Origin of the sequence: Burkholderia sp. AU30198, assembly GCF_020419825.1 — a bacterium.
In the GTDB taxonomy this organism is placed as follows: Bacteria; Pseudomonadota; Gammaproteobacteria; order Burkholderiales; family Burkholderiaceae; genus Burkholderia.
This window is the reverse complement of the sequence record NZ_JAIZSA010000004.1, coordinates 258,569-280,438: the sequence shown is the minus strand read 5'-3', so window position 1 is coordinate 280,438 and position 21,870 is coordinate 258,569. Positions and strand designations below refer to the sequence as shown.

Annotated in this window: 24 protein-coding genes; 19 read left to right on the top strand and 5 right to left on the bottom strand. The window is 65.1% G+C overall.

Going from position 1 to position 21,870, the window contains the following annotated elements; genetic code table 11:
- Positions 1-20: 20 nt before the first annotated feature.
- The 4 genes from LGN19_RS12305 (at position 21) to LGN19_RS12290 (ending at position 3,493) form a co-directional block, all read left to right on the top strand.
- Positions 21-1,103, top strand: coding sequence for an ABC transporter ATP-binding protein (locus LGN19_RS12305; protein WP_226214893.1), 1,083 nt, complete (start codon positions 21-23; stop codon positions 1,101-1,103).
- Between the two features lie 37 nt (positions 1,104-1,140).
- On the top strand, positions 1,141-2,010 hold the full coding sequence (locus LGN19_RS12300; RefSeq protein ID WP_226214892.1) for an ABC transporter permease: 870 nt from the start codon (positions 1,141-1,143) through the stop codon (positions 2,008-2,010).
- Entirely contained in the window at positions 2,010-2,933 is a 924-nt protein-coding gene (locus LGN19_RS12295) for an ABC transporter permease (RefSeq protein ID WP_226214890.1), read from the top strand. The genes LGN19_RS12300 and LGN19_RS12295 overlap by 1 nt, the downstream gene beginning before the upstream one ends.
- A gap of 122 nt (positions 2,934-3,055) precedes the next feature.
- Complete coding sequence (locus tag LGN19_RS12290; RefSeq protein WP_174961615.1) at positions 3,056-3,493, top strand: hypothetical protein; 438 nt, start codon at positions 3,056-3,058, stop codon at positions 3,491-3,493.
- Positions 3,494-3,641: 148 nt separating this feature from the next.
- Here LGN19_RS12290 and LGN19_RS12285 read toward each other — a convergent pair whose 3' ends face one another.
- Positions 3,642-3,941, bottom strand: coding sequence for a DUF4148 domain-containing protein (locus tag LGN19_RS12285; protein ID WP_122946675.1), 300 nt, complete (start codon positions 3,939-3,941; stop codon positions 3,642-3,644).
- Between the two features lie 219 nt (positions 3,942-4,160).
- On the opposite strand from LGN19_RS12285, the gene LGN19_RS12280 reads away from it, so the two are divergent.
- Positions 4,161-4,373, top strand: coding sequence for a hypothetical protein (locus LGN19_RS12280; protein ID WP_059585338.1), 213 nt, complete (start codon positions 4,161-4,163; stop codon positions 4,371-4,373).
- Positions 4,374-4,660: 287 nt separating this feature from the next.
- Here LGN19_RS12280 and LGN19_RS12275 read toward each other — a convergent pair whose 3' ends face one another.
- Positions 4,661-5,626 carry a D-2-hydroxyacid dehydrogenase gene (locus tag LGN19_RS12275; RefSeq protein ID WP_226214888.1) on the bottom strand — a complete coding sequence of 322 codons (966 nt, stop codon included), beginning with the start codon at positions 5,624-5,626 and terminating at the stop codon, positions 4,661-4,663.
- Between the two features lie 251 nt (positions 5,627-5,877).
- On the opposite strand from LGN19_RS12275, the gene LGN19_RS12270 reads away from it, so the two are divergent.
- The 5 genes from LGN19_RS12270 to LGN19_RS12250 all read left to right on the top strand — a co-directional run bounded on the left by LGN19_RS12270 (position 5,878) and on the right by LGN19_RS12250 (position 10,521).
- Positions 5,878-7,068 (top strand): CaiB/BaiF CoA transferase family protein, encoded by a 1,191-nt coding sequence (locus LGN19_RS12270; RefSeq protein WP_226214886.1) that lies wholly within the window; start codon positions 5,878-5,880, stop codon positions 7,066-7,068.
- A 22-nt stretch (positions 7,069-7,090) separates the two neighbouring features.
- Positions 7,091-8,053 (top strand): hydroxymethylglutaryl-CoA lyase, encoded by a 963-nt coding sequence (locus LGN19_RS12265; protein WP_226214884.1) that lies wholly within the window; start codon positions 7,091-7,093, stop codon positions 8,051-8,053.
- Positions 8,054-8,075: 22 nt separating this feature from the next.
- On the top strand, positions 8,076-8,459 hold the full coding sequence (locus LGN19_RS12260) for a VOC family protein (RefSeq protein ID WP_089440118.1): 384 nt from the start codon (positions 8,076-8,078) through the stop codon (positions 8,457-8,459).
- Between the two features lie 244 nt (positions 8,460-8,703).
- Entirely contained in the window at positions 8,704-9,531 is an 828-nt protein-coding gene (locus tag LGN19_RS12255; protein ID WP_226214882.1) for an alpha/beta hydrolase, read from the top strand.
- 96 nt (positions 9,532-9,627) lie between these two features.
- Positions 9,628-10,521: a LysR family transcriptional regulator gene (locus LGN19_RS12250; RefSeq protein WP_226214880.1), complete on the top strand. Its 894-nt coding sequence runs from the start codon at positions 9,628-9,630 to the stop codon at positions 10,519-10,521.
- 102 nt (positions 10,522-10,623) lie between these two features.
- Here the strand turns inward: LGN19_RS12250 and LGN19_RS12245 are convergent, their stop codons facing one another.
- Positions 10,624-11,589, bottom strand: coding sequence for an NAD-dependent epimerase/dehydratase family protein (locus tag LGN19_RS12245; protein ID WP_226214878.1), 966 nt, complete (start codon positions 11,587-11,589; stop codon positions 10,624-10,626).
- A gap of 341 nt (positions 11,590-11,930) precedes the next feature.
- Between LGN19_RS12245 and LGN19_RS12240 the strand changes: the two genes are divergently transcribed.
- From LGN19_RS12240 to LGN19_RS12230, 3 genes are all read left to right on the top strand, one after another.
- Entirely contained in the window at positions 11,931-12,404 is a 474-nt protein-coding gene (locus LGN19_RS12240; RefSeq protein ID WP_226214877.1) for a cupin domain-containing protein, read from the top strand.
- Positions 12,405-12,567: 163 nt separating this feature from the next.
- Positions 12,568-14,022, top strand: a complete 1,455-nt coding sequence (locus tag LGN19_RS12235) for a DKNYY domain-containing protein (protein WP_226214875.1) — start codon at positions 12,568-12,570, stop codon at positions 14,020-14,022.
- Between the two features lie 147 nt (positions 14,023-14,169).
- The gene (locus LGN19_RS12230) at positions 14,170-15,048 is read left to right on the top strand and encodes a PhzF family phenazine biosynthesis protein (protein ID WP_226214873.1); all 879 of its coding nucleotides are present in this window, start codon (positions 14,170-14,172) and stop codon (positions 15,046-15,048) included.
- A gap of 465 nt (positions 15,049-15,513) precedes the next feature.
- On the opposite strand, the gene LGN19_RS12225 is transcribed toward LGN19_RS12230, so the two are convergent.
- Positions 15,514-16,677: a pyridoxal phosphate-dependent aminotransferase gene (locus LGN19_RS12225; protein ID WP_226215078.1), complete on the bottom strand. Its 1,164-nt coding sequence runs from the start codon at positions 16,675-16,677 to the stop codon at positions 15,514-15,516.
- A 58-nt stretch (positions 16,678-16,735) separates the two neighbouring features.
- Here LGN19_RS12225 and LGN19_RS12220 point away from each other — a divergent pair, with 58 nt between their 5' ends.
- The 6 genes from LGN19_RS12220 to LGN19_RS12195 all read left to right on the top strand — a co-directional run bounded on the left by LGN19_RS12220 (position 16,736) and on the right by LGN19_RS12195 (position 20,056).
- Positions 16,736-17,410, top strand: coding sequence for a GntR family transcriptional regulator (locus LGN19_RS12220; RefSeq protein WP_226214871.1), 675 nt, complete (start codon positions 16,736-16,738; stop codon positions 17,408-17,410).
- 33 nt (positions 17,411-17,443) lie between these two features.
- Positions 17,444-17,698: a hypothetical protein gene (locus LGN19_RS12215; protein WP_226214870.1), complete on the top strand. Its 255-nt coding sequence runs from the start codon at positions 17,444-17,446 to the stop codon at positions 17,696-17,698.
- 341 nt (positions 17,699-18,039) lie between these two features.
- Entirely contained in the window at positions 18,040-18,597 is a 558-nt protein-coding gene (locus LGN19_RS12210) for an RNA polymerase sigma factor (protein WP_122945393.1), read from the top strand.
- A 12-nt stretch (positions 18,598-18,609) separates the two neighbouring features.
- Positions 18,610-18,918: a hypothetical protein gene (locus tag LGN19_RS12205; protein ID WP_089450504.1), complete on the top strand. Its 309-nt coding sequence runs from the start codon at positions 18,610-18,612 to the stop codon at positions 18,916-18,918.
- Positions 18,919-18,920: 2 nt separating this feature from the next.
- Positions 18,921-19,217, top strand: coding sequence for a 4Fe-4S dicluster domain-containing protein (locus tag LGN19_RS12200; RefSeq protein WP_175984884.1), 297 nt, complete (start codon positions 18,921-18,923; stop codon positions 19,215-19,217).
- A 104-nt stretch (positions 19,218-19,321) separates the two neighbouring features.
- A complete protein-coding gene (locus LGN19_RS12195; RefSeq protein WP_226214869.1) occupies positions 19,322-20,056 on the top strand; it encodes an O-methyltransferase in 735 nt (244 codons plus the stop codon).
- 67 nt (positions 20,057-20,123) lie between these two features.
- On the opposite strand, the gene LGN19_RS12190 is transcribed toward LGN19_RS12195, so the two are convergent.
- A complete protein-coding gene (locus tag LGN19_RS12190; RefSeq protein ID WP_226214868.1) occupies positions 20,124-21,587 on the bottom strand; it encodes an MFS transporter in 1,464 nt (487 codons plus the stop codon).
- Positions 21,588-21,870 lie beyond the last annotated feature (283 nt).

Genomic DNA, 21,870 nt, shown 5'->3' with positions numbered 1-21,870 from the left:
GCGTCGATGGAGTTCGCGCAATGAAGCACAGTTTCGAACGGTTGCGGCTCGATGGCGTGTGCCGCAGCTTCACCAATGCGGAAGGTGCGCAGGTCGCCGCGCTGAACGGGCTCGATCTCGAGATCCGGCGCGGCGAGTTCATCGCGCTGCTCGGCCCGTCGGGTTGCGGCAAGTCGACCGCGCTCAACTGCATCGCGGGGCTGCAGCCGCTCACGCGCGGCGGTATCTGGCTCGACGACACGCGCATCGACGTGCTGCCGCCCGAGCGCCGCGGCTTCGGGATGGTGTTCCAGAACTACGCGCTGTTTCCGCACATGTCGGTGCTCGACAACGTCGGCTTCGGCCTCAAGATGCGCGGCGTGCCGAAGCAGGAAACGCGGCGGCGCGCGCAGCAGGCGCTCGAACTCGTGCAGCTCGTCGGGCACGAGGGCAAGCTGCCCGGGCAGTTGTCGGGCGGGCAGCAGCAGCGCGTCGCGATTGCGCGCGCGATCGTGATCGAGCCGCCGCTCGTGCTGATGGACGAACCGCTGTCGAACCTCGACACGAAGCTGCGCATCGAGATGCGCGCCGAGATCCGCCGCATCCACACGCAGCTCGAACGCGCGACGATCTACGTGACGCACGACCAGGACGAAGCGCTGTCGATGGCCGATCGCATCGTCGTGATGAAGGAGGGCGTCGTGCAGCAGGTCGCGACGCCGAAGGACGTCTATACGCGCCCGCACAACCTGCATGTCGCGCGCTTCATGGGCTATCGCAACGTGCTGCCGTTCATGCTCGAAGGGATGGCCGGCGATGATGGCGTGCGCGTCGCCGCGGGCGGCGTGCAGCTCACGGGCGTGCCGATGGCCGGTTTCGACGCGAAGGAGGTCGTGGTCGCGCTGCGCCCCGACGACATCGAGCGCGCGGACGAAGGCGACAACAACACGTTCGATGCGACCGTCGAAACGGTCGAGTACGGCGGCCGCGATTCGCTGATTCGCGCGGTCACACCGTTCGGCGCGATCTGGGCGCGCGTGGCCGGCGAATTCGTGGAAGGCGAGCCGCTACGGTTGCGCGTTGCGCCGTCACGCACGCTCGTCTATCCGGGAGCGCCGACATGAGCGGCGTGGCCGCAGCGCGGTCACACCGGGAGGCCGCATGAGCACGCTCCCAGCCAGTACGCCGCGCGACGCGAAGGCCTGGCTCGTCACGCCCGCGCTCGCGTTCATCGTCGCGCTGTTCATCTATCCGTTCGCGTACGGCCTCGTGCTGTCGTTCCAGCCGATGAACGGCGGCGGCGCGCTCGCGAACTACGTGCAGTTCTTCACCGACACGGCCATGTGGCCGACCGTGCTCGTCACGCTGAAGCTGGCGGTGCCGGCAACGCTGATCAACGTCGGCATCGCGGTGCCCGTCGCGTTCGCGCTGCGCCGCCATTCGCCTTACCAGAAGTTCGTCACGACGCTGCTCGTGATTCCCGTCACGCTCGGCACGGTGCTCGTCGCCGACGGGATGCTCACGTATTTCGGGCCGAACGGCTGGTTCCCGCAGGCGCTGCAGGGGCTGCACCTGTACACGGACGAAGTGCGCCTCACGCACAACTACTGGGGCGTGCTGCTGTCGCTGATCGTGTCGGGCTTTCCGTTCGCGTTCCTGCTGATGCTGTCGTACATCAGCGGCATCGACCCGACGCTCGCGCGCGCGGCCGCGACACTCGGCGCGAACCCGTGGCAGCAGTTCCGGCAGATCTACTTGCCGCTGCTCGTGCCGGGGCTCACGATGGCCGCGTGCCTGTCGTTCGTGCAGGCGTTCTCGGTGTTCCCGTCGGCCGTGCTGCTCGGCGCGCCGGCCGGGCCCACGCGCGTGATCTCGATCGCGGCGGCGGAAGCCGCGTTCGAGAGCTACGACTATTCGCTCGCGTCGGCCATCGCGATCGTGATGGGCTTCGTGCAGTTGCTGGTGGTCGCCTCGATGCTAGGCGCGCGCCGCTTCTTCTATACCGGCGCGGTGACGGGGGGCAAGGGCTGATGGCGACCGACAATCGTGCCGCGCGCACCTGGCCGCCGAAACACGATGCGTCCGATACGCGGTCCGTCGATGCGAGGAACCTGCGCAAGATGAAAAGCAACCTGGCCGGCCGTGCGTGGAAGGCGCTCGTCTGGGGGCTGATGGCGTTCTTCCTGCTGAACGTGATGCTGCTGATCGCGACCGTCGCGGTGAATTCGATCGCGACCCGCTGGTTCGGCACGCCGCTGCCGCAGGGCTTCACGCTGCACTGGTATGCGAAGGCGTGGGAAGACTTCCAGCTCGCGAGCGTGCTGTGGGTGACCGTCGAGGTCGTCGGCGCGGTGGTGCTGCTGTCGATCGCGCTCGGCGTGCCGGCCGCGTATGCGCTCGCGCGCGTGCAGTTTCGCGGCAAGCGCTTCGCGCTGCTGGTGTTCCTGCTGCCGCTGATGGTGCCGCCCGTCACGTACGGGATCCCGATGGCCACCGTGATGTACAAAGTCGGGCTCGCGGGCACCTTGCCCGGCGTGATCCTCGCGAACCTCGTGCCGGCGCTGCCGTTCGTGATCCTCGTGATGACGCCGTTCATCGAGCAGATCGACCCGAATCTCGAAGCCGCGGCGCGCATCTTCGGCGCGAACACGTGGCGCTATTTCCGCTATGTGCTGCTGCCGCTGCTCGTGCCCGGCATGCTCGCGGCGGGGCTGCTGGTGCTGGTGCGCACGATCGGGATGTTCGAGCTGACCTTCTTCACCGCGGGGCCGAGCACGCAGACGCTCGTCGTCGCGCTGTATTACGCGGTGTTCTCGACCGGCGTGCGCGCGCCGCAGTCGATCGACGCGATGGCGATGATCTACATGGCCATCACGCTCGTGTGGGTCGTGATCGCGCTGCAGTTCGTGAGCCCGACGCAGCTCGTCAGCCGCGTGAAGCAGGAGCGGCAGTAGGCGAGCGCGACACACGGGCACGCGATGCCGCCTGCGTATCCGTGCAATTGGTTACAAATGGATACCGCGCACGACACGCGGACGTTGCAGACTACGCGGCGTTCACCCGATTACGGATATCCATGAAGCTCCACACGCTGCTGACACTCGCCGGGGCATCGACGCTGCTGGCTGCCTGCAACCTGCTCCACGACGGCCCCGGATCGAGCGACGTCGACGCCGCCGTGCGCCGCGCGCTCGAGGCGGAAAACCACGGCGGCCTGAACGCGCTGTTCGGCCAGCCGCTGCCCGTCTCGGCCGATGTCGTGTCGGCAAAGCCCGACGGCGACTGCAAGAAGCTCGGCGACCGCACCTACTCGTGCGATGTCGTGGTCACGTGGCGCAATGCCGACTACAAGCCATCGCGCGCGAACCTGACCTTCGTGAAGGCCGCCGACGGCTCATGGCAGACGTCCGGCGTCGACGCAGCACTCGTGACGGGCACCGCGAAATCGCTGATCGACAGTATCGGCAAGGCGTTGCCGGGCAACGCGGCGAGCGGCGCGTCGGCGCCGCAGTGACGCAAGCAGGCGGCGGGCGGGTCGTTTCGGTCCCGCGATGCGCGGCCTGTCGCGCCTGACGGCCGCACGGTTCCTTCTGCTCCGCTGACGGCACGCCATCGACCGATTGCCGCGCGCACGTCGCAGCCTGCACCGGGGCGGGGGCGGGTCAGCGCCCGCGACTCGGCTGGCCGGACACGGTTGCCGTTGCCGGCAACGCCGGGCGGCCGGACGCAGCCGACCCACCGGCTTCCGCGCCGATCCCCGACGACTGCGCGATGCGTGCTTCGGCCGCCTGGATATCTTCCGGATACTGGCCTTTCAGCGGCTTGTAGCCGGCCTGTTCGACCTGGCGCAACTGCGCGACGACTTCGGCACGCGTGACCGGGCCATTGGCCGTCTGCGCAAACGACACGGCGGGTGCCGCGATCGCGGCGGCGAGGGCAAGCAGGGAAAGGGCGGTTTTCATCTTCAGGATCTCCGAACAGGACAGGGTGGCCGGCACGGCATGGACACCGCAACCGGTCGACCCATCTTGTTCGACCGGTGCTTAAGTGCGGATTAACGGAGAAAAAGGGCATGAGCATCGGGGCCGCACGCGATTGAAGGCATCCTCGGTATGCGGGCTGCCTTATAGGGAAAACCCTTATTTCGAGATATAATCACGGCCTAAGAGATAGGTCGAACCATGCCTGAACGTTTCCAAGCCCTTGAAAAATTTGTGTTTTCCCTCGTCGTGATGTCCGCAGTCGTGTGCTCGGCATTCCTCGCGTACGAGCGTCACCCCGAGATCAAGATCGCGCTGCACGAAGGCGAAGCGCTGATGCGCGAGAGCGCCAAGTATTCGGTCATCTGCTCGCCGTCCAAGGTCGATCCTTGCGTCGAGATGTCCGCTTACTGAAATTCGCGCCGATAGCGGTGCGCTGCTGTCGAAACGGGCGTTTTCAGCATTCGTCCCATTCCGTTTCAGACTGGCCCTACAACGTTGGCGGCCCGGATTCCTTGGCGTAGAGCCCATCAGGAATTCGAAACCGGCCGCAAGACAGGACAGATGCGCGAGCCCGCCACGTGCCGAGTCGCTGACGTAAGCAGCCCCCAAATTCAGCCGGCCCCGCTTCGAGCCATCGAGCGGGGCCGTTCTGTTTGCGCGGTTCGAATGACTTCCCGCCACGCGATGCGCCGCGCACGTCACACCACATGCCGCGGCGTGCCGCCCACGAACGCGGCGACATTGTCCACGAGCTGATCGGCGAGCGCCTGCATCGCTTCGTCGCTCGCCCACGCAATGTGCGGCGTCAGGATGAACGCCGGATGCGACAGGATCGCGTGGAACGGATGCGCGGCCGGCAGCGGCTCCTGCGTGACCACGTCGAACCCCGCGCCCGCGATCTGCCCCGACTGCAAGGCGTCGACGAGCGCGCTTTCATCCACGAGCCCGCCGCGCGCGGTATTGATCAGCAGCGGCCGGCGTGCCATCCGCTCGAACGCGGCCGCGTCGATCAGGTGCCGCGTCGCGGGCGTGAGCGGGCAGTGCAGCGTGATCACGTCGCTGTCGCGCAGCAGCGTGTCGAGCGGCGCGTAGTCGTCCCCCGACGCATCGCCGTGCGCCGCGAACCGCACATGCATGCCGAGCGCACGCGCGATGCCGGCCACCGCGCGCCCGAGCACACCGTCGCCGACGATCCCGAGCGTCGAGCCGGCCAGGTCGCGAATCGGATGATCGAAAAAGCAGAACTGCCCGCTGTCGAGCCAGCGCCCCGCGCGCACCGCGTCGCGGTACGCAACGAGACTGCGGCGCAGCGCGAAGATCAGCGCGAACGTGTGCTCGGGCACCGTTCTGACCGCATACCCGCGAATGTTGCTCACGACGATGCCGCGCGCCGCGCACGCGTCGAGATCGACGATATCGGTGCCCGTCGCGGCGATCGCGATCATCCGCAGGCGCCGCGCATCGGCGAGCGCTGTCGCATCGATCCGCACCTTGTTGGTCACGACGATGTCCGCGTCGCCGATCCGCGCGGCAATCTCGTGCGTGGCCGTCCGGTCGAACGTGCGCAACACGTGCGGAAACGGAAACGGCTTCAACACGGTGTGCGGCGACAGCGTCGCGCGGTCGAGAAACACGATCTTCGCGGGAGAGGAAACAGAAAACATGGCGGGTCTCGCTGACAGGCGCCCGGCGGGCGCGGAACGGGTTCGATTCTGCCGGCGGCGCGCGTTCCGTCGTTTGACCGTTGCGCGAGCGCACTTTCCCGGATGGAAAGGCTGACGCATCGCAAATTTGAAGCTGCACGACACACGCCTTTCCGTTTCGGAAAGGCTGGTTGAGCATCGATCGATTTTCGCCGGGCGCGAACGCCGTCATGATCGCCGTCATCGACACCACGATTTCATCGGAGACAGCCATGACACGCCCCCTGGACGGCATCCGCGTGCTGGAACTCGGCCAACTGATCGCCGGGCCGTTCGCGGGCCGGATGCTCGCCGAATTCGGCGCCGACGTGCTCAAGGTCGAGCCGCCCGGGCTCGGCGACCCGCTGCGCAAATGGCGGCTGCTGCACGACGGCACGTCGGTCTGGTGGGCCGCGCAGTCGCGCAACAAGACCTCGCTTACGCTCGACCTGCGCACGCCCGAAGGGCAGGACGTCGTGCGCCGCCTCGTCGCCGAGACCGACGTGCTGATCGAGAACTTCCGGCCCGGCACGCTCGAAGGCTGGGGGCTCGGCTGGGATGAATTGTCCGCGATCAACCCGGGGCTCGTGATGCTGCGCGTGTCGGGCTTCGGGCAGACGGGCCCGTACCGGGACCGTCCCGGCTTCGGCGTAATCGCCGAGGCGATGGGCGGCCTGCGGCACCTGACCGGCGAGCCCGGCCGCACGCCGGTGCGCGTCGGCATCTCGCTCGGCGATTCGCTGTCGGCACTGCACGGCGTGATCGGCGTGCTGCTCGCGCTGCGGCATCGCGAGCAGCAGGGCGGCAAGGGGCAGGTCGTCGACGTCGCGCTGTACGAATCGGTGTTCAACATGATGGAAAGCCTGCTGCCCGAATACTCGGCGTTCGGTGCCGTGCGCGAGGCGGCCGGCAGCAGCCTGCCCGGCATCGCGCCGACCAACGCGTATCGTTGCCGCGACGGCAAGTACGCGCTGATCGCCGGCAACGGCGACAGCATCTTCCGGCGCCTGATGGAGCTGATCGGCCGGCCCGATCTCGGCAACGATCCGGCGCTCGCGCACAACGACGGGCGCGTCGCGCAGGTCGAAGGCATCGACGCGGCGATCGGCGAGTGGAGCGCGCAGCATGATCTCGACGCGGTGCTGGCCGCGCTGAACGAAGCGCGCATCCCGTCCGGGCGCATCTACGACGTGGCCGACATCGCGGCCGATCCGCATTACCGCGCGCGCGACATGCTCGTCGATGCCGCGCTGCCCGACGGCACGCCCGTGCTCGTGCCCGGCATCGTGCCGAAGCTCGGCGCGACGCCCGGCCGTATCGAACACGCGGCGCCCGCGCTCGGCGCGGACACCGACGCGGTACTCGAATCACTCGGCATCGATGCGGCGACGCGCGGCGACTGGCGCACGCGCGGCGTGATCTGAACCCGAACCCGGAGACGACGACATGAGCAGCGAACACAAACGGCTCTACATCCACGAAGTCGCGACGCGCGACGGTTTCCAGAACGAAGCGGCCTTCGTCGACACCGACGACAAGATCGCGCTCGTCGACGCGCTGAGCGCGTGCGGCTACGCGAAGATCGAAGTCACGTCGTTCACGTCGCCGAAGGCGATCCCCGCGTTGCGCGACGCAGAGGCCGTGATGCACGGTATCGCGCGCGCACCGGGTGTCGTCTATACGGTGCTCGTGCCGAACGTGCGCGGCGCCGAGCGCGCGCTGTCGTGCGGCGTCGACGAAGTGAACCTCGTGATGTCGATGAGCGAAAGCCACAACCGCGCGAACCTGCGGATGACGCGCGAGCAGTCGTTCGCGCAGTTGCGTGACGTGATCGACGCAGTACGCGGCACGGGTGTCGCGATCAACGTGTCGCTGTCGACCGCGCTGGGCTGCCCGATGGAAGGCGACGTGCCGGCCGAAGGCGTGCTCGCCTGGATGCAGCGCTTCGCGGATCTCGGCGTGCATGGCTTCACACTGTGCGATACGACGGGCATGGCGTTTCCGTCGCAGGTGCGCGAACTGTCTGCACGGGCACGCGAGCGCTTCGGTGCGCTGCAGCTCACGCTGCACTTCCACAACACGCGTGGAATGGCGCTCGCGAACACGCTCGCGGCACTCGACGCCGGGATCGACCGCTTCGACGCATCGCTCGGCGGGCTCGGCGGCTGCCCGTACGCGCCGGGCGCGACCGGCAACGCGTGCACCGAAGAACTCGTGCACATGCTCGAACTCGACGGCTACGATACGGGCATCGATCTCGCAGCCGTGCTGGCCGCGTCGGCGCGGCTGCCCGCGCTGATCGGTCATGACGTGCCGAGCCAGATCCTGAAGGCCGGGCGCCGCTCGGACCTTCATCCGCCGCCGCGCGCGGACGCCGGCGACATGCCCGCGCAACGCGCTTTCTCATGAACAACGAACCGGAGCGAATCTCATGGCGCTGATCGACCACCTCGACCATCTCGTGCTGACCTGCGTCGATCCCGACAGGACGAAGCATTTCTACACCGAGGTCCTGCAGATGCAGCTCGAAACCTTCGGCGCCGGCCGGATCGCATTCCGCTTCGGCAACCAGAAGATCAACCTGCACGTGCGCGGCGCGGAATTCGAACCGAAAGCGCATGTGCCGGTGCCCGGCGCGCTCGACCTGTGCTTCATCGCGTCGGTGCCGCTCGACGACGTGATCGCGCACCTGAAGCGTGTCGACTGGCCGATCGTCGAAGGGCCCGTCGAACGCACGGGTGCGACGCAGAAGATCCGGTCGGTCTACGTGCGCGATCCCGACCTGAACCTGATCGAGATCTCCGAGTTGATCTGACCGTCGGCGCACCACCGTGCCGTATCGTGCAGTCGCGCATGCGGCACGGCGCGCGCCGGTGCGGCCGCATGCCGCGCCGATCTCCCGCCGAAAACGGACAGCCGGTTTCCGCGCTCGCCGATTCCGGATAGCCGGCCCGTACCACGCTGCGGATAATGCATGCATCGGCGACTGAGAAGCCGCCTTCGCGCCGGACGCGATGCTTGCGTCCGCGCTTTCCGCATCCCGACCCAGGCGATTCCCGATGACGATCCTCTATCGCGGCATGGACCGCGCGGCGCTCGACGCCGCCTATCTGAACACGAAGGTAGTGCCCAATTTCCCGGCGTTGCTCGCATCGATGCAGGCGCGTAGTGCGGTGCTTTACGAAGCGGCATCCGGCAGGCGCGACCTACGTTACGGCGCACGACCGGCGCAGCGTTTCGACTGGCTGTCGTGCGGTCAGCCCGATGCGCCGCTGTTCGTGTTCATTCACGGTGGCTACTGGCAGCACTGCGCGAAAGAGGATTTTTCGTATGCGGCAAGCGGGCCGCTCGCGCGCGGTTTCGACGTGATACTCGCCGAATACACGCTTGCGCCGATCGCGACGATGACCGACATCGTCGGCGAGATCGGTGCGCTGCTCGACTACCTGGCGAACGACCCCGACGGCCTCGGCACCGCGAAGCGGCCGATCCACCTGAGCGGCCATTCGGCGGGCGGCCACCTGACGGCCGTGCACCGCGCGCATCCGGCCGTCGTGTCGGCGCTTGCGATCAGCCCGCTCGTCGATCTCGAGCCGATCTCGCTGTGCTGCCTGAACGACAAGCTGCAGCTCACCTCGCACGAGGTCGACGCATACAGCCCGTTGCGCCATATCGGGCCCGGCGCAGCGACGGTCGTTGCGGTCGGCGACGCCGAGCTGCCCGAACTCGTCAGGCAAGCGCGCGACTACGCGACGGCCTGCGACGCGGCCGGCGAACGGACCGCCCACGTCGGGCTGCCCGGCATGAAACACTTCGACGTGCTCGACGATCTGGCGAAGCCGGACGGTGCGATGCTCGCCGCCTTGCAATCGATCGCGCCGCGCTAGAGGTGCCATTTCGCGCTCACACGGCCGGGCGTATGATCGGCGCTAGGCCGCCGCGCTGACGGCATGCGCCGGCACGGCCTTCCCAGGACCCACGACATGGTGAACCCGCTTCATTTCGATCTGCAGTCGCTGCGCGTGTTCGCGCTCGTCGCCGAGCACGGCAGCCTGACGAAAGCGGCCGAACACGGCCAGCTCACGCTGTCCGCGGTCAGCAAGCGCATCGCCGAGCTCGAAAGCGTGACGGGCAGTGCGCTGTTCGTCCGGCATGCGCGCGGCGTCGAACTGACGCCCGCGGGCCGTGCGCTGCTCGACCATGCGGCGAAGGTGATCGAGCAGGTCAACCGGATGGCGCACGAGATGAGCGACTACGTCGCCGGCGTGCGCGGCCACATCCACGTGTGGACCAACACGTCCGCGATCGTCCAGTTCCTGCCAGCCGATCTCGCCGCGTTCCTCACCGACAATCCGGGCATCAAGGTCAGCCTCGAGGAGCGGCTGAGCCACGAGATCGTCGACGCGCTCGCGTCCGGCAAGGCCGATCTCGGCGTGTTCGCCGACAACGTGCCGGCGCCCGGCATCGAACGGCGGCTGTACCGGCGCGACGAGCTCGTACTGCTCGTGCCGCGCACGCACCGGTTCGCCGCGCGCGACAGCATCCGCTTCGCGGATACGCTCGACGAGGACTACGTCGGGCTCAGCGACGGCAGTTCGCTGCTCGCGCGCATGACCGACGCCGCGTTCGCGGTCGAGCGCTCGCTGAAGCTGCGGATCCAGGTATCGAATTTCGACGGTGTGAGCCGGATGATCGAGGCGGGGCTCGGCATCGGCATCCTGCCGCGCGATGCGGTGACCGGCGAGCGCGCGGCGCGGCTCGGGGTCGTGAAGCTCAACGATGCGTGGGCCACACGAACGCTGTGGGTTGGCGTGAAGGCGGGCAGCGTGCTGACGACCGATATCGCGAAGCTGTTCGATTTCATGTCGGCACGGTGAAGCGGTCGGCAAGCGTCACAAAATGGCGCGGCATGGCCTCCAGGGCATGCGATCACCGGTGCGCGTTCCGAGGCTCATGCCTGAATCGTCGCGGAAGCTGACTCAAGCGGCACCGAGGCGTGCAAGCGTGGCGCGTTCCTTCGATGCGCTCAGCGCGTCGACCAGCAACGGCGATGCTGTCTCGGCGCCGGCTTCCCGCGCCCATTCGAGCGTGTCCCGAATGGTTCGCGCCAGAGGCGAAAACGCGAGACCACACCGTAGCGCGCGGCGGTTGTCGGCGTGGAATATGCCGCCCGCGTCACCATCGCTTTCCGCGATCCAGAGCGGAAGCTCCGTCCATCCCTCGATCCCCGCGTCGAGAACCTGTTGATCCGTGAGCCATACCAGCTGTGCGCGGCTTGACGCAACCTCGATGCACCGGCTGAGGAACTGCTCCATCGTCAAAGTCGATGCGGGACCCACCGCGTTCAATACGGTATTCGCGTTGCTTTCCGTCATCTGCACGCACCATTGCGCCAGGTCGCGCGCATCGATGAACTGGATCGGGCGATCACGCCGCCCCGGTGCAAGGATGCGGCCCCCTGTCGCGACGCGGCGAATCCAGTACGTGAACCGGCCGGTGGGATCGTGGGGGCCAACGATCAACCCCGGCCTCAGAATCGCGACACACCCCGGCATGGCCGACTGAATGGCCGCTTCCGTCCTGGCCTTCAGCGCACCATAACCGTCGTGGCCGGGAAGGGTGTCCGCGTGCTCGTCGTAGCGCATGCCGGGCGGGAAGCTGCGATAGACAGAAATGCTGGAAATGAACGTGTAGTGCTTCGGCGGGGCCTTCAGCGCAGACAGCACGAGGTCGACGTGTTCCGGGCGATACGCGGAAGGGTCGATCACCGCGTCAAATTGCCGGTCCGCCAACGCAGAGAGATCCGAATCCCTGTCGCCAACGAGACGCTCGATCTCGGGAAATAGTGATGGGTTTTGTCGCCCCCGGTTGAATATCGTTACATCGTGTCCGCGCTGCACGGCCGCTTCGACAATGTGCCGGCCGAGAAACAGTGTCCCGCCCATTACCAGTATGCGCATAGTGGTTACACGTTAGCCCCGAGAATTCAACGATATTAATCGGCTGCCAATTCGGGGGCAATCACCTCACGAAGCCTGCACGCTCGCTTCGCTGCGATTTCAAAAAGAAGAGTGGCAATCGGGCCCGTTGGTCGGTAGTCGGCCACGACAAGACACCCAGTCCGACGCGAAAATCGTCAACAATCGCCTTGAGCATTCAAAGGTTATCAAAGCGATTCCGGTACACGGTCAATCGAAGACAGGTTGATTATTCGAATCAAGATTGACGTTCCGTTGGTGAATTCGCAAGATTCCGTCTGTCAATGTCGACTGAACGAGGAATGCGAATGGACCGACTCGAAGCTTGCATGGTTGCCGCCGATGCCGCGCCGCGCACAAAACCTTCAAACTACCCGGAGCCGTTTGCGTCTCGCATGGCGGGGCGGGAGAAGAAACCGCTTGGCGATCCGTTCGGTTTGAGTCAATTTGGCGTGAACTTGACGATATTGCGTCCCGGGGCAGTATCCGCTCTACACCATCGACACTCGAAACAGGACGAGTGGGTGTATGTGCTCAGCGGCGAGGTCACGCTCTACGTCGGTGACGATCACTATCTGATGCAGCCGGGAATGTGCGCAGGCTTTCGCGCGAACGGCACGCCGCACCATTTACAAAACAACTCGACGGGCGATGCCACGATCATCGAAGTCGGCAGTCGAGTAGCGGGCGACGCAGTAAGCTATGCAACCGACGACCTCGCCGCAGTGATGAATTCAACCGGCCAATGGGTTTTCGAACACAAAAACGGTGAGCCGTATTGATTCCAGTGTCTGGTTTGGACGAGGCCGGGCGTCCATATCGGGTCAACCACGGCTTTCAGCATCGGGCAGCAATCAGCCACGACGGGTCGTTCGACATACCGGCGCAGATCGCTGACAATCGTACGTCGACGATATGGGGTCGAGCGAAACCGAACCGTCTTTTATGAACGAAAACACCTTGCAAGCCGGGGTTCGCATGAGCCCGCAATCGAGCGACCGAATTCGTGACGTCATCTTGCTGGTACTCGGATTGCTCATGTTCAGCCTCGCCGGCGAGGCACTGGCATACACGGACAATATCTGTCGGGAATACTGGTATCCGCTGGCGCGTGCCGGCAAAAGCATGGGCGGGCTGTCTGCCGAGCGCGAGGGGCCGTGCACGCATCCGCCCGTCAAGATGCTGAGCGACCAGTATGGCGTGATCAATGGCCAGGGGTATTTCATCTCGGCATTGCACGAATTACATGATGCGTGTTCGCATGGCGGGCCGGTACCCGACATGTCCTGTCTTTTACCCTCGCGTATGCGTCGTCATGAGGATGACGAGGCACGACATTATTATCTGCTCACGCAACGCGGTTCGGCGCTGCGCGTTCTGGATCGACTCCACGCCACCGACGGCCAGCAGGTATTCGACGGCGCCGACGTGATTCCGGGCGCCGATCCCGCGACCTTCAAGACCTTTGTGCCCAAGGGCGCAAAGGCCGATGATGGATGGGCGTACGACCGCAACCACGTGTATATGGAAGAGCGAACGGACCCGAAGATGGTGCCGGGTCCGGTCGAAGTTATCGGTAATACCTTCGCAGTCAATGCTGGGCGCGTATTTTCAGTCGACGCCCTCGAGGGTCCCGTTTATCAGCCGGAAATCAAGGCGCAGCTGAAGCTGCTTAGCCCGCCGGCCTCACTTCAACCCGCCATCATCAGCGACGGCGAGCGCGTCTACCTGGGCCGGAAGCCGCTTGACGGCGCGCGGGCGGCCACGTTCCAGATGCTGGCCCCGGTGTGCCCGGTGCCCGGCGCCCCCGATTTGAAATGCGTCCGCAATGCCCAGCCGGACGAGTTCCGGGTAGCCCGAAGTGGACTGGATGTGCTGTATTTCCACGAGTTCGACGATATCAAGCGCATCGCCAATGTGCCCGACTTCGTTTATTTTGTGATGCCGGGTTCGTCGTATCTCGGTATCGGTGGAAAGCAGATCTTCGATCTTGACCCGTCGCATCAAGCCTACGGTGCAGGCGCCATGACAAGTCGCGTGCAAATCGCAGGCCGTTTGAGTGGCCCGGTAGCCGGCTACCTGGCCGACGATCTCGGGTTCATCAACCTGCGGAGTGCCGTGTCGAGGGACGATGGACCGTTGTGCGGCGCGCTCGCGAAGCTCGCCGCGCCGACGCCGGCGCACCGGTTTGGTCCGCTCCGGCCCATCGCGCCACAGAAATTGCCGGCTGGCTATTCGATCGGCTATGAAAACAACCGCTACCGGTATCTTTTCAAGACTGCTGACGATACGACACTCGAGGACACCGTGGTTGATCTCGGCAACGGCAAGCGGATGCGAGCTACGTGGTGCGGGGACGATATCCAGCTGCAAGGGCCGACCACCACGAGCAACAATTAGGCAGGAAAGGACCGGCTGTCCGGTCTTGCTGAATGAGCAGCGTCGGCCAGTCGCAGTCAGTCGGCGCCGGCCTCAAGATCGTTGATAGTCGGCACGAGCGCAGGTGGTTATCGCGCTTGGTTTGCGTTTCGTCCATTGGGAGGACTCGTGCGAGTTGAAGTTCAAATCGTCAATGCGTTGACAGACGGAAAAGCCGGGGGCAATCCTGCCGGCGTGGTGATCGATGCCGATGAGCTGACGGCAAATCAGAAGTTGCACGTTGCCCAACAGGCCGCATTGTCAGAAACCGCATTCGTATCGAAATCGGATATTGCGACGGTCAAGCTGGAATTTTTCACACCGACGCGGCAGATCGCGCATTGCGGCCATGCCACTATCGCCACGTTTTCTCTGTTGAGAGCAATCGGCAGGGTGGATGACGGCCAGTCGTCGAAAGAGACGATCGACGGATGCAGAGACATCATGATCGAGGGCGATACCGTTCTGATGGAGCAGCGTTCCCCAACTTATCGTTCAATCGAGGCGGAATCTCCGCTCTCTGCCAGAATCGCTCAATCGCTGGGCGTCTCGACTGCCCAAATCCATAGCGTGGAAAGCCCGACCGTCGTCAATACCGGCAACAGCTTTCTGATGATTGCGTTGCCCGACGAGCCGTCCGTGGCTGCGATTCGTCCGGACCTGCGAGCGATTGAATCGATCAGCGACGATCTTGATTTGATTGGTTACTACGTCTTCTCGACGACGACGAAAATACCCGGGCGCCATGCAGGCACCCGCATGTTTGCGCCGCGTTTCGGCATTGCCGAAGAGTCGGCGACCGGAACGGCAGCCGGGCCGCTGGCGTGCTTGCTATACGAGCGGATGGGGGCCGGCGACACGGACATCATCATTGAACAAGGGCATTTGATGCCGCAACCTTCGCCGAGCGTCATCAAAGTCATGCTCGATGTCGACGGCGGCAGGATCTCGCGATTGATGGCCGGCGGTACCGGCGTCGTCACGCGGTCGATCACTGTCGAGATCTGAGGTTGCTTTGAACGTCCGCTTCCCGGGTGTCCGAATGGCTTCGATGGGGCGGTTGGTTACCTGCCGATTTGGTTGGCTACATCGACCGCCTTTCGATGTCGAAGCCCATCCGGAGAGCGTCCCTTTCGCGCCAACTCGCGATGAACTCACCTCGCGAGCCTTTTTATGACGATCTGGCCATTATGACGATCTGGCCAGTTCGATGACTGGGAGAAGGCGATAGACCGTCAAGGTGGCATCCTCACGCCACTTCCATTACCGCCTGGCGAGACGGGCGAGGTTCTTGATTGCGCGTGCGGAATCGGAGCCCAGGCGTTGGGTCTCGCGCGTGCGGGCTACGACGTCGAAGGGCAGACCTGTCGACGCTTGCAATCGAGCCGGCATCTCGGGAGGCGGTAACGCGAGGGCTGCGCATTCCGTTCTCGGGCTGCGAAATCCCGGGCAGAGGAATTCCATCAGGCATCCTTACATCCCGAGTGCCTCGATGACCTTCTTGCCGAATCCCGCATACCGGTTCACCGGCTCGTTCGCGAAGACGAAACGGATATAGGCGCTTCCATGTTGCCGACCCCAGCCCGTCATCGCCGTCGCGCATACGTCCAGTTCGAGCAGCCGCTCCGACATCTGTTCACCCGTGAGACCGAAATCCGACACGCGCAGCAGCATCGACCAGCCGCCCGCAGGCATGCCGAACGGCAGGCCGTGAAGCTCGGCGGCAATCGCGTCGCGTCGACGCTGCAGTTCCGCGACGTAATCGGGCAGGTCGATCGTCGAGCGCTCGAGCGCGATGGCGGCGGCCTCCTGCGCGATGCCGACCGGCACGACCACATTCGCGAGCGACACCGCAACCAGATCGGGGATGAGCGCATCCGGCGCCACGATCCAGCCCACCCGCCAGCCGATCATCCGCAACTCCTTCGACGCCGAGCCCACCGTGATCGTGCGCTCGGCCATGCCGGGCAGCCGAGCCGGATGAACGACCTGGCGCCCGTCGAACAGCAACCGCTCCATCGCGCTGTCGACGATCAGCAACAGGTCGTGCTGCACGCACAAACCGGCGACGAAAACCCAGTCCTCCTCGTCAAGCACCGCGCCGGAGGGCATCGACGGGGACATCAGCAGCATGGCGCGCGCCTTCGGGCCACACGCGGCGGACATCGCCGCGCGATCGAGTTTCCATTCGGCGCCCGGGTGAAAACTGAACGGGATCTGCACGGGTGAGCCGCCGGCCAGCCGCACGCGGTTGAGCAGCCCCGCATAGGTCGGGTCAGTCAGAATGACCTCGTCGCCGACTTCGAGCACGGCCAGCAGGACGTTCAGGATGCCGGACAGGCCGCCCGCCGATACGATGACGTTGTCGGCCCGGTAGTTCACCCCCGTCTGCACGGTGACGTGCGCTGCAACACTGGCGCGCAGCCGGTCCTGGCCGACGAATGGCAGATACGAATTCGCGGCATCCTCGCTCGCCGCCGCGCGCGTTCGCGCGAGCGCATCTGCGTGCGGCGGGATATCCGTATCGAGATTCTCCAGCCGGAGCACGTCGCGGCCGGCGTGGTCCGCGATTGATCCCATGCGGTCGACGCCGATGCCGGCGATCTCCTGCAGTCGGGCGGGGCGGCGGTGGCGCATGTCTGTCTCCCGATCTGTTACTATAGATAATAGATAATCTATTCTGATGGTGGTTGAGATGAATGGCGATGTCAAGGACGATCGCTCGGTCGCGGCGCATATTGCGCAGTCGATTGCCGCCCGGATCGTTTCGGGCGAGCTTGCGCCGGACGAGCGGCTCAAGCAGGACGAGTGGGCCGACGCATTCAGCACGAGCCATGTACCGGTGCGCGAAGCGTTTCGTCGGCTCGAGGCACAAGGCCTGGTCATCGCGGAGCCTCGGCGTGGCGTTCGCGTGGCGCCGCTCGATGTCGAGGCGGTCATTGAGGTCTCCCGCATGCGGGCTGCGCTCGAACCGCTCGCGCTCCGGTACGCGATTCCCCGCTACACCGAAGATGACCTGGCACGCGCGGCGTCCTTTCTCGAGGCCGACGCGCCATCAGGAGACATCGCCGCGCTCGAACGCATCAATCGAGGCTTTCATCAGGCGATCACGACGCCGTGTGGCATGCCGCGGGTCGTCTCCGTGATCGCGGATCTGCATCAGGCCAGCGCGCGCCATCTGTTTGCCGCGTGGAAATGGCTCGACTGGCGTGCGCGCTCCGATAACGAGCATGTCGAGATATTCGATGCCGCATGCGCTGGCCGGGTCGACGAAGCCTGCGAGCGCCTGGCCACACACATCGCTGACGCCGGCCAGGCACTGACTGACGCGCTACGCCACAAGGCGATCCCGGCGGAGCCGGATGCCTGATACTTGGTCAATCACGCAACGACGGAGATGCACATGGTGTTCTTTGCCAACTCCAGGATCGGCGTCACCGCGTTCGAAAGTCTATGGCGCGACAACCAGGCTCACCGCCTGTGGGTGGATGCCGGCGTACTGACTGAAGCGGAGATGGCTGCGCTTCGCTCTGCGGGCATGCACGTCACGAATTTCACAGGCCGTGCTCGCGCAGGAGACGTCCATGAAATGGCGCGCGCAGTTGCCGTCATTCAAGAGCATCATCCTGCAGAGCCGATCTGGATCGAGGCTGCGTGACACGCGAAGTCTTTCTCGCACGAGACGTTCGCTGAACGTTTTCACTCGGCCTCGGCCGGTCGCCGCAGCCTGGGTCCGGCGGCAGTCGGAGGCCTTGCACGGTGGGTCGTGACCTTTTGACCGTCGTCGCCGGCCCGTTGCTTTCACTTTCTTTACGCGGCGCCCTGTTGCGTCAGCGATGACGTCCGGGCCGGACCAAACTCGGGTTCCCCGGCTTGGCGCCGCACGCGCTATCCACCCGTAAAGCCTGCGCGCTCGCGCAGCAGATTTTCACACTCGACACAATATTCGCGCGCCTGAAACGTCTACAGGCACATGGACCGCCACTCACTTCACGCACGATGACCGACCCAGACCGCGACATCACCGCGATCGTGATGCGTGAACGAACGAGGCTCGTGAGCTTTATCCGGCGTCGGATACGCGACCCGGACGATGCCGAGGACGTTCTGCAGGATGTGTTTCACGAGTTCGTTCAGGCTTACCGGCTGCCGGCGCCAATCGAACAGGCGAGCGCGTGGCTTTTCCGTGCCGCGCGCAACCGTATCGTCGACCGCTTTCGCAAGAAGAAGGAGCAGCCGCTGGCGGATCTGTTCGAGGCCGAGGATGACGCGAACGACGAGTATCGCCTCGACCTCGCGCTCCCCGCGCACGATGCCGGCCCCGAGGCGCTCTACGCGCGCACGCTCTTGCTCAAGGCCTTGCAGGATGCGCTCGACGAGTTGCCGGCCAATCAGCGCGAGGTATTCATCGCGCACGAACTGGAGGGCCGCTCCTTCAAGGAGATGGCCGCGCAAAGCGGAGTCGCGCTCAATACGCTGCTCGCTCGCAAACGCTATGCGGTCTTGCATCTGCGTGCCCGGCTGCAGCCCGTTTATGACGAACTGGACAATACCTAGAGGAGTCGACAGATGAATTTTCGAATCAGATGTGCAGGCAAGGCGCTGCTCGTGGTGATCGCCATCGCGGTGCTCGGATGGGTCGTCATGATGTTGTGGAACTGGGTGATGCCGGCGCTATTCATCGGCGCCCGCACGATCGACTTCGCCCATGCACTGGGCCTGCTCGTGTTGAGCCGCATCCTGTTCGGCGGATTCCGTGGACACCGCGGCTGGCGCGGTCGGCGCCACTGGCGCAAGTGGGAATCCATGACACCCGAAGAACGCGAGCATTTCCGGACCGCGTGGCGATCCGGCAGCAACCGGCCTGACGGGGAGTGAACGTGCGCGAAAAATCAACGGGCGACTGCAAGCAGAAACCGGGGGTGATCGCGCCGGTCGTCGATCTGAAACGTTGCGAAGGCAAAGGGGATTGCGTCGCGGTCTGCCCCGAGAATGTGTTCGAGGTCCGGCGCATCGACCAAGCCGATTACGTCGGCCTCGATCTGATGCATCGCTTGAAGCAGCGCGTGCATGGCATGAAAGTCGCCTACACGCCGAACGCGCACGCGTGCCGGTCATGCGGACTGTGCGTGACGGCGTGCCCCGAACACGCAATCACGCTCGCCCGAACGGCATAGCGACCTCCGTTATCGCCGATATCGAGCGACGGCGCAGAAGCCCTGACGGGATAGGCAGTCGCTGGATACATCGTCGAAGTGATCAATTTCGCCAAGGAACGCACATGGCTTCACCCACCACCGTTCTGCTGCGACGGCTCCACGAAGAGAGCCGGACCGAAATCGTCGCCCGCGCCCGCGCGCAGTTCCAGGGATCGAGCGAGGATTTTCTGTCGTTAGCCGAAGAATATGAAGCGATCGCACCCCGTCTGCGGGGGCGGTTTCTCGAAACGTTCGGGCTGTCCAGCGACGACTTCGCGTCCCCGGAAGGCAGTCCGCTGTCGCTGGCCGTGTCGCCGGAAACCGGCGGATTTTTACGCAACCTGGTGCTCTCGCAACGACCGGCCAGAATCCTCGAACTCGGCAGTTCATGCGGCGTGTCCACGCTGTATTTCGCCGAGGCGCTGCGCACGTTGGGCAGCGGCGTGGTCGTCGCGACCGAACGCGATGCGCTCAAGTGCACGCGTTTGCGCGATCACGTCAGCACGGCGGGCCTGGACGCCTATGTCGACGTGCGAGAGGGCGATGTCTTCCAGACCATCGCCGAGCTGGACGGTACTTTCGACATGGTATTCATCGACGTATGGGCCGACGTCTATCTGAAGGTGTTCAAGGAGATCGAGCGCCTGCTGCGCCCGGGATCGGTCGTACTGGCCGACAACATGTACACGGCCGAGGACGCCGTTCGACCGTACAAGCACTACCTCGACGACGATCCGCGGTTCTCGACCACGACGCTGGATTTTGAATCGGGGATCGAATTTACGGTCGTCGTTTCTCAAGCGGGAATATCATCGTAGCGTCCTTGTCGCAAAGCCCCAGGCATGATGCGGGAGCGCGTTCCCACGCGCCCGCATCGACAACCGCTCAAACCGGATTGATCTCATCCTGGCTGCGCCGCGTAGTCAGCGGCCCGAGCACGCGCAGCGTGACGGCGACGATACCGAGCGCAATCGAGATCACACCGAACATCGCACCCGCGCCATAACTGGCGAGTACCGGCAGCAACACGAACGGCAGCGCACCGCTGACGATCCGCGACAGCGCATAGGTACTGCCGATCGCCGTCGAGCGCACGCGCGCCGGGAAAATCTCCGCCTGGTACACGTGATACGCGTTGCTGAACACGTTCGACGCGCAGGTCGTCAGGAACCCGAAGCCGACGATCAGCATCGTATGGCCCGAGTAGGCGAAGCACAGCCCGAACACGGCGATCGACAGGATCGACACGATCACGAGCGTGCGGCGTTCGATCCAGTTGAGCAGCGGAATCGACAGCAGCGAACCGATCGGATAGCCGATGAACGACAGCGCGATGAACAGCGTACTGTCCGTCACATCGAAACCGCGGCTCTTCACGACCGTGCCGGCCAGCGTACCGAAGCCGTAATAGCCGACGCCCTGGAACAGGTGAAAAATCGCGAGCATCAGGTAGCGCGCGCCATAGGGCTCGCGGCGCAGCAGCGCGATACGCTCGCCGAGCCCGAGCGGCCGCTGCGGTTCTACCGGTTCCGCGAACTGCTCGGGCACGCGCACGCCGGTCCCTTCCGCGAAGCGCCGCAATGCCGCGTGCGCATCCGCGGTGCGCCCCTGCGCGAGCAGCCAGCGCGGGCTTTCCGGCAACCGGTGCTGGACGAGCAGAACATACACGGCGCCGAGGCTGCCGATTGCGAGGATGATGCGCCAGCCCGCCACGCCACCCACCTGCAGCGGGTTCAGCCACAGCGCGAGGAAGCCGACGAGCGGCACCGCGACATAGGAAGTCGTATAGGCCCACGCGGCGAGCCGCCCGCGCTTTTCTTTCGGCAGGATCTCGGACAGGAAGCTGTCGGCGACCGGGTAGATCGCGCCGACGCCGATGCCGGTCAGGAACCGGCACGCGACGAGCATGTCGGCATTCACCGAAAACGCGCCGACCAGCGAGAACGCGCTGTACCACGTGAGCGTCAGCAGGAACGCCTTGCGCCGGCCGATGCGGTCGGCAAGGCTGCCGAGGCACATCGCGCCGACGAACATGCCGATGAATGCCGATGCCAGCAGCAGCTTGAAATCGGTGCTCTGCCGGCTCAGGCCGTATTCGTTCTGCAACGCGGACCCGATCGTGCTGACGAGAAAGATCTCGTACATGTCGAAGAACAACCCGATGCCGATCACCCAGACGACGAACCGGTGCAAAGCGCCAACCGGCAGGTCGTCCATGAAATCGCCGAGCGTGACACGGCGGGCGGGGAGGGCCGACGCATCGGCGCCGACGCCGGCGGCAGTGGCCGGCGGTCGTGCGGGCGCGGGTCCGCCCGCGTTGCCGCCGAGATCGAGGGAATGGCTGTTCATCGCGTCTCCTGATTATCGATACGCCGTGGCGCGTGGCCCGGCCGTTCGCGACCGGCGCACTGCACCCGGTCGCACGACGTGGCGGCAGGCACCGCACGGCCCGAGAAAGGGCCGGATAAGCGGGCTGTACCGATCGTCCGACACATGGTGGGCAAATCCGCGGCACGTGATAATTGCGGATGTTTCAAGCGTCCTTTCCTGCGCAGAAAGGGTACGGAACACGCGGCAGGCGGCACGCGCGCGGCAGGCCCGTGCGGCCTGCGTGGCGCACGGTCACGCGCGG

What these genes read in the sequence shown, in the direction of transcription:
- LGN19_RS12290 (WP_174961615.1), top strand. Translation starts at nt 3,056, where the DNA reads ATGAAGCTCCACACGCTGCTGACACTCGCCGGGGCATCGACGCTGCTG.
- LGN19_RS12250 (WP_226214880.1), top strand. Translation starts at nt 9,628, where the DNA reads ATGGTGAACCCGCTTCATTTCGATCTGCAGTCGCTGCGCGTGTTCGCG.
- LGN19_RS12295 (WP_226214890.1), top strand. Translation starts at nt 2,010, where the DNA reads ATGGCGACCGACAATCGTGCCGCGCGCACCTGGCCGCCGAAACACGAT.
- LGN19_RS12215 (WP_226214870.1), top strand. Translation starts at nt 17,444, where the DNA reads ATGGTGTTCTTTGCCAACTCCAGGATCGGCGTCACCGCGTTCGAAAGT.
- LGN19_RS12205 (WP_089450504.1), top strand. Translation starts at nt 18,610, where the DNA reads ATGAATTTTCGAATCAGATGTGCAGGCAAGGCGCTGCTCGTGGTGATC.
- LGN19_RS12275 (WP_226214888.1), bottom strand. Translation starts at nt 5,626, where the DNA reads ATGTTTTCTGTTTCCTCTCCCGCGAAGATCGTGTTTCTCGACCGCGCG.
- LGN19_RS12260 (WP_089440118.1), top strand. Translation starts at nt 8,076, where the DNA reads ATGGCGCTGATCGACCACCTCGACCATCTCGTGCTGACCTGCGTCGAT.
- LGN19_RS12235 (WP_226214875.1), top strand. Translation starts at nt 12,568, where the DNA reads ATGAACGAAAACACCTTGCAAGCCGGGGTTCGCATGAGCCCGCAATCG.
- LGN19_RS12285 (WP_122946675.1), bottom strand. Translation starts at nt 3,941, where the DNA reads ATGAAAACCGCCCTTTCCCTGCTTGCCCTCGCCGCCGCGATCGCGGCA.
- LGN19_RS12270 (WP_226214886.1), top strand. Translation starts at nt 5,878, where the DNA reads ATGACACGCCCCCTGGACGGCATCCGCGTGCTGGAACTCGGCCAACTG.
- LGN19_RS12280 (WP_059585338.1), top strand. Translation starts at nt 4,161, where the DNA reads ATGCCTGAACGTTTCCAAGCCCTTGAAAAATTTGTGTTTTCCCTCGTC.
- LGN19_RS12190 (WP_226214868.1), bottom strand. Translation starts at nt 21,587, where the DNA reads ATGAACAGCCATTCCCTCGATCTCGGCGGCAACGCGGGCGGACCCGCG.
- LGN19_RS12225 (WP_226215078.1), bottom strand. Translation starts at nt 16,677, where the DNA reads ATGCGCCACCGCCGCCCCGCCCGACTGCAGGAGATCGCCGGCATCGGC.
- LGN19_RS12245 (WP_226214878.1), bottom strand. Translation starts at nt 11,589, where the DNA reads ATGGGCGGGACACTGTTTCTCGGCCGGCACATTGTCGAAGCGGCCGTG.
- LGN19_RS12300 (WP_226214892.1), top strand. Translation starts at nt 1,141, where the DNA reads ATGAGCACGCTCCCAGCCAGTACGCCGCGCGACGCGAAGGCCTGGCTC.
- LGN19_RS12265 (WP_226214884.1), top strand. Translation starts at nt 7,091, where the DNA reads ATGAGCAGCGAACACAAACGGCTCTACATCCACGAAGTCGCGACGCGC.
- LGN19_RS12210 (WP_122945393.1), top strand. Translation starts at nt 18,040, where the DNA reads ATGACCGACCCAGACCGCGACATCACCGCGATCGTGATGCGTGAACGA.
- LGN19_RS12220 (WP_226214871.1), top strand. Translation starts at nt 16,736, where the DNA reads ATGAATGGCGATGTCAAGGACGATCGCTCGGTCGCGGCGCATATTGCG.
- LGN19_RS12195 (WP_226214869.1), top strand. Translation starts at nt 19,322, where the DNA reads ATGGCTTCACCCACCACCGTTCTGCTGCGACGGCTCCACGAAGAGAGC.
- LGN19_RS12240 (WP_226214877.1), top strand. Translation starts at nt 11,931, where the DNA reads ATGGACCGACTCGAAGCTTGCATGGTTGCCGCCGATGCCGCGCCGCGC.
- LGN19_RS12255 (WP_226214882.1), top strand. Translation starts at nt 8,704, where the DNA reads ATGACGATCCTCTATCGCGGCATGGACCGCGCGGCGCTCGACGCCGCC.
- LGN19_RS12305 (WP_226214893.1), top strand. Translation starts at nt 21, where the DNA reads ATGAAGCACAGTTTCGAACGGTTGCGGCTCGATGGCGTGTGCCGCAGC.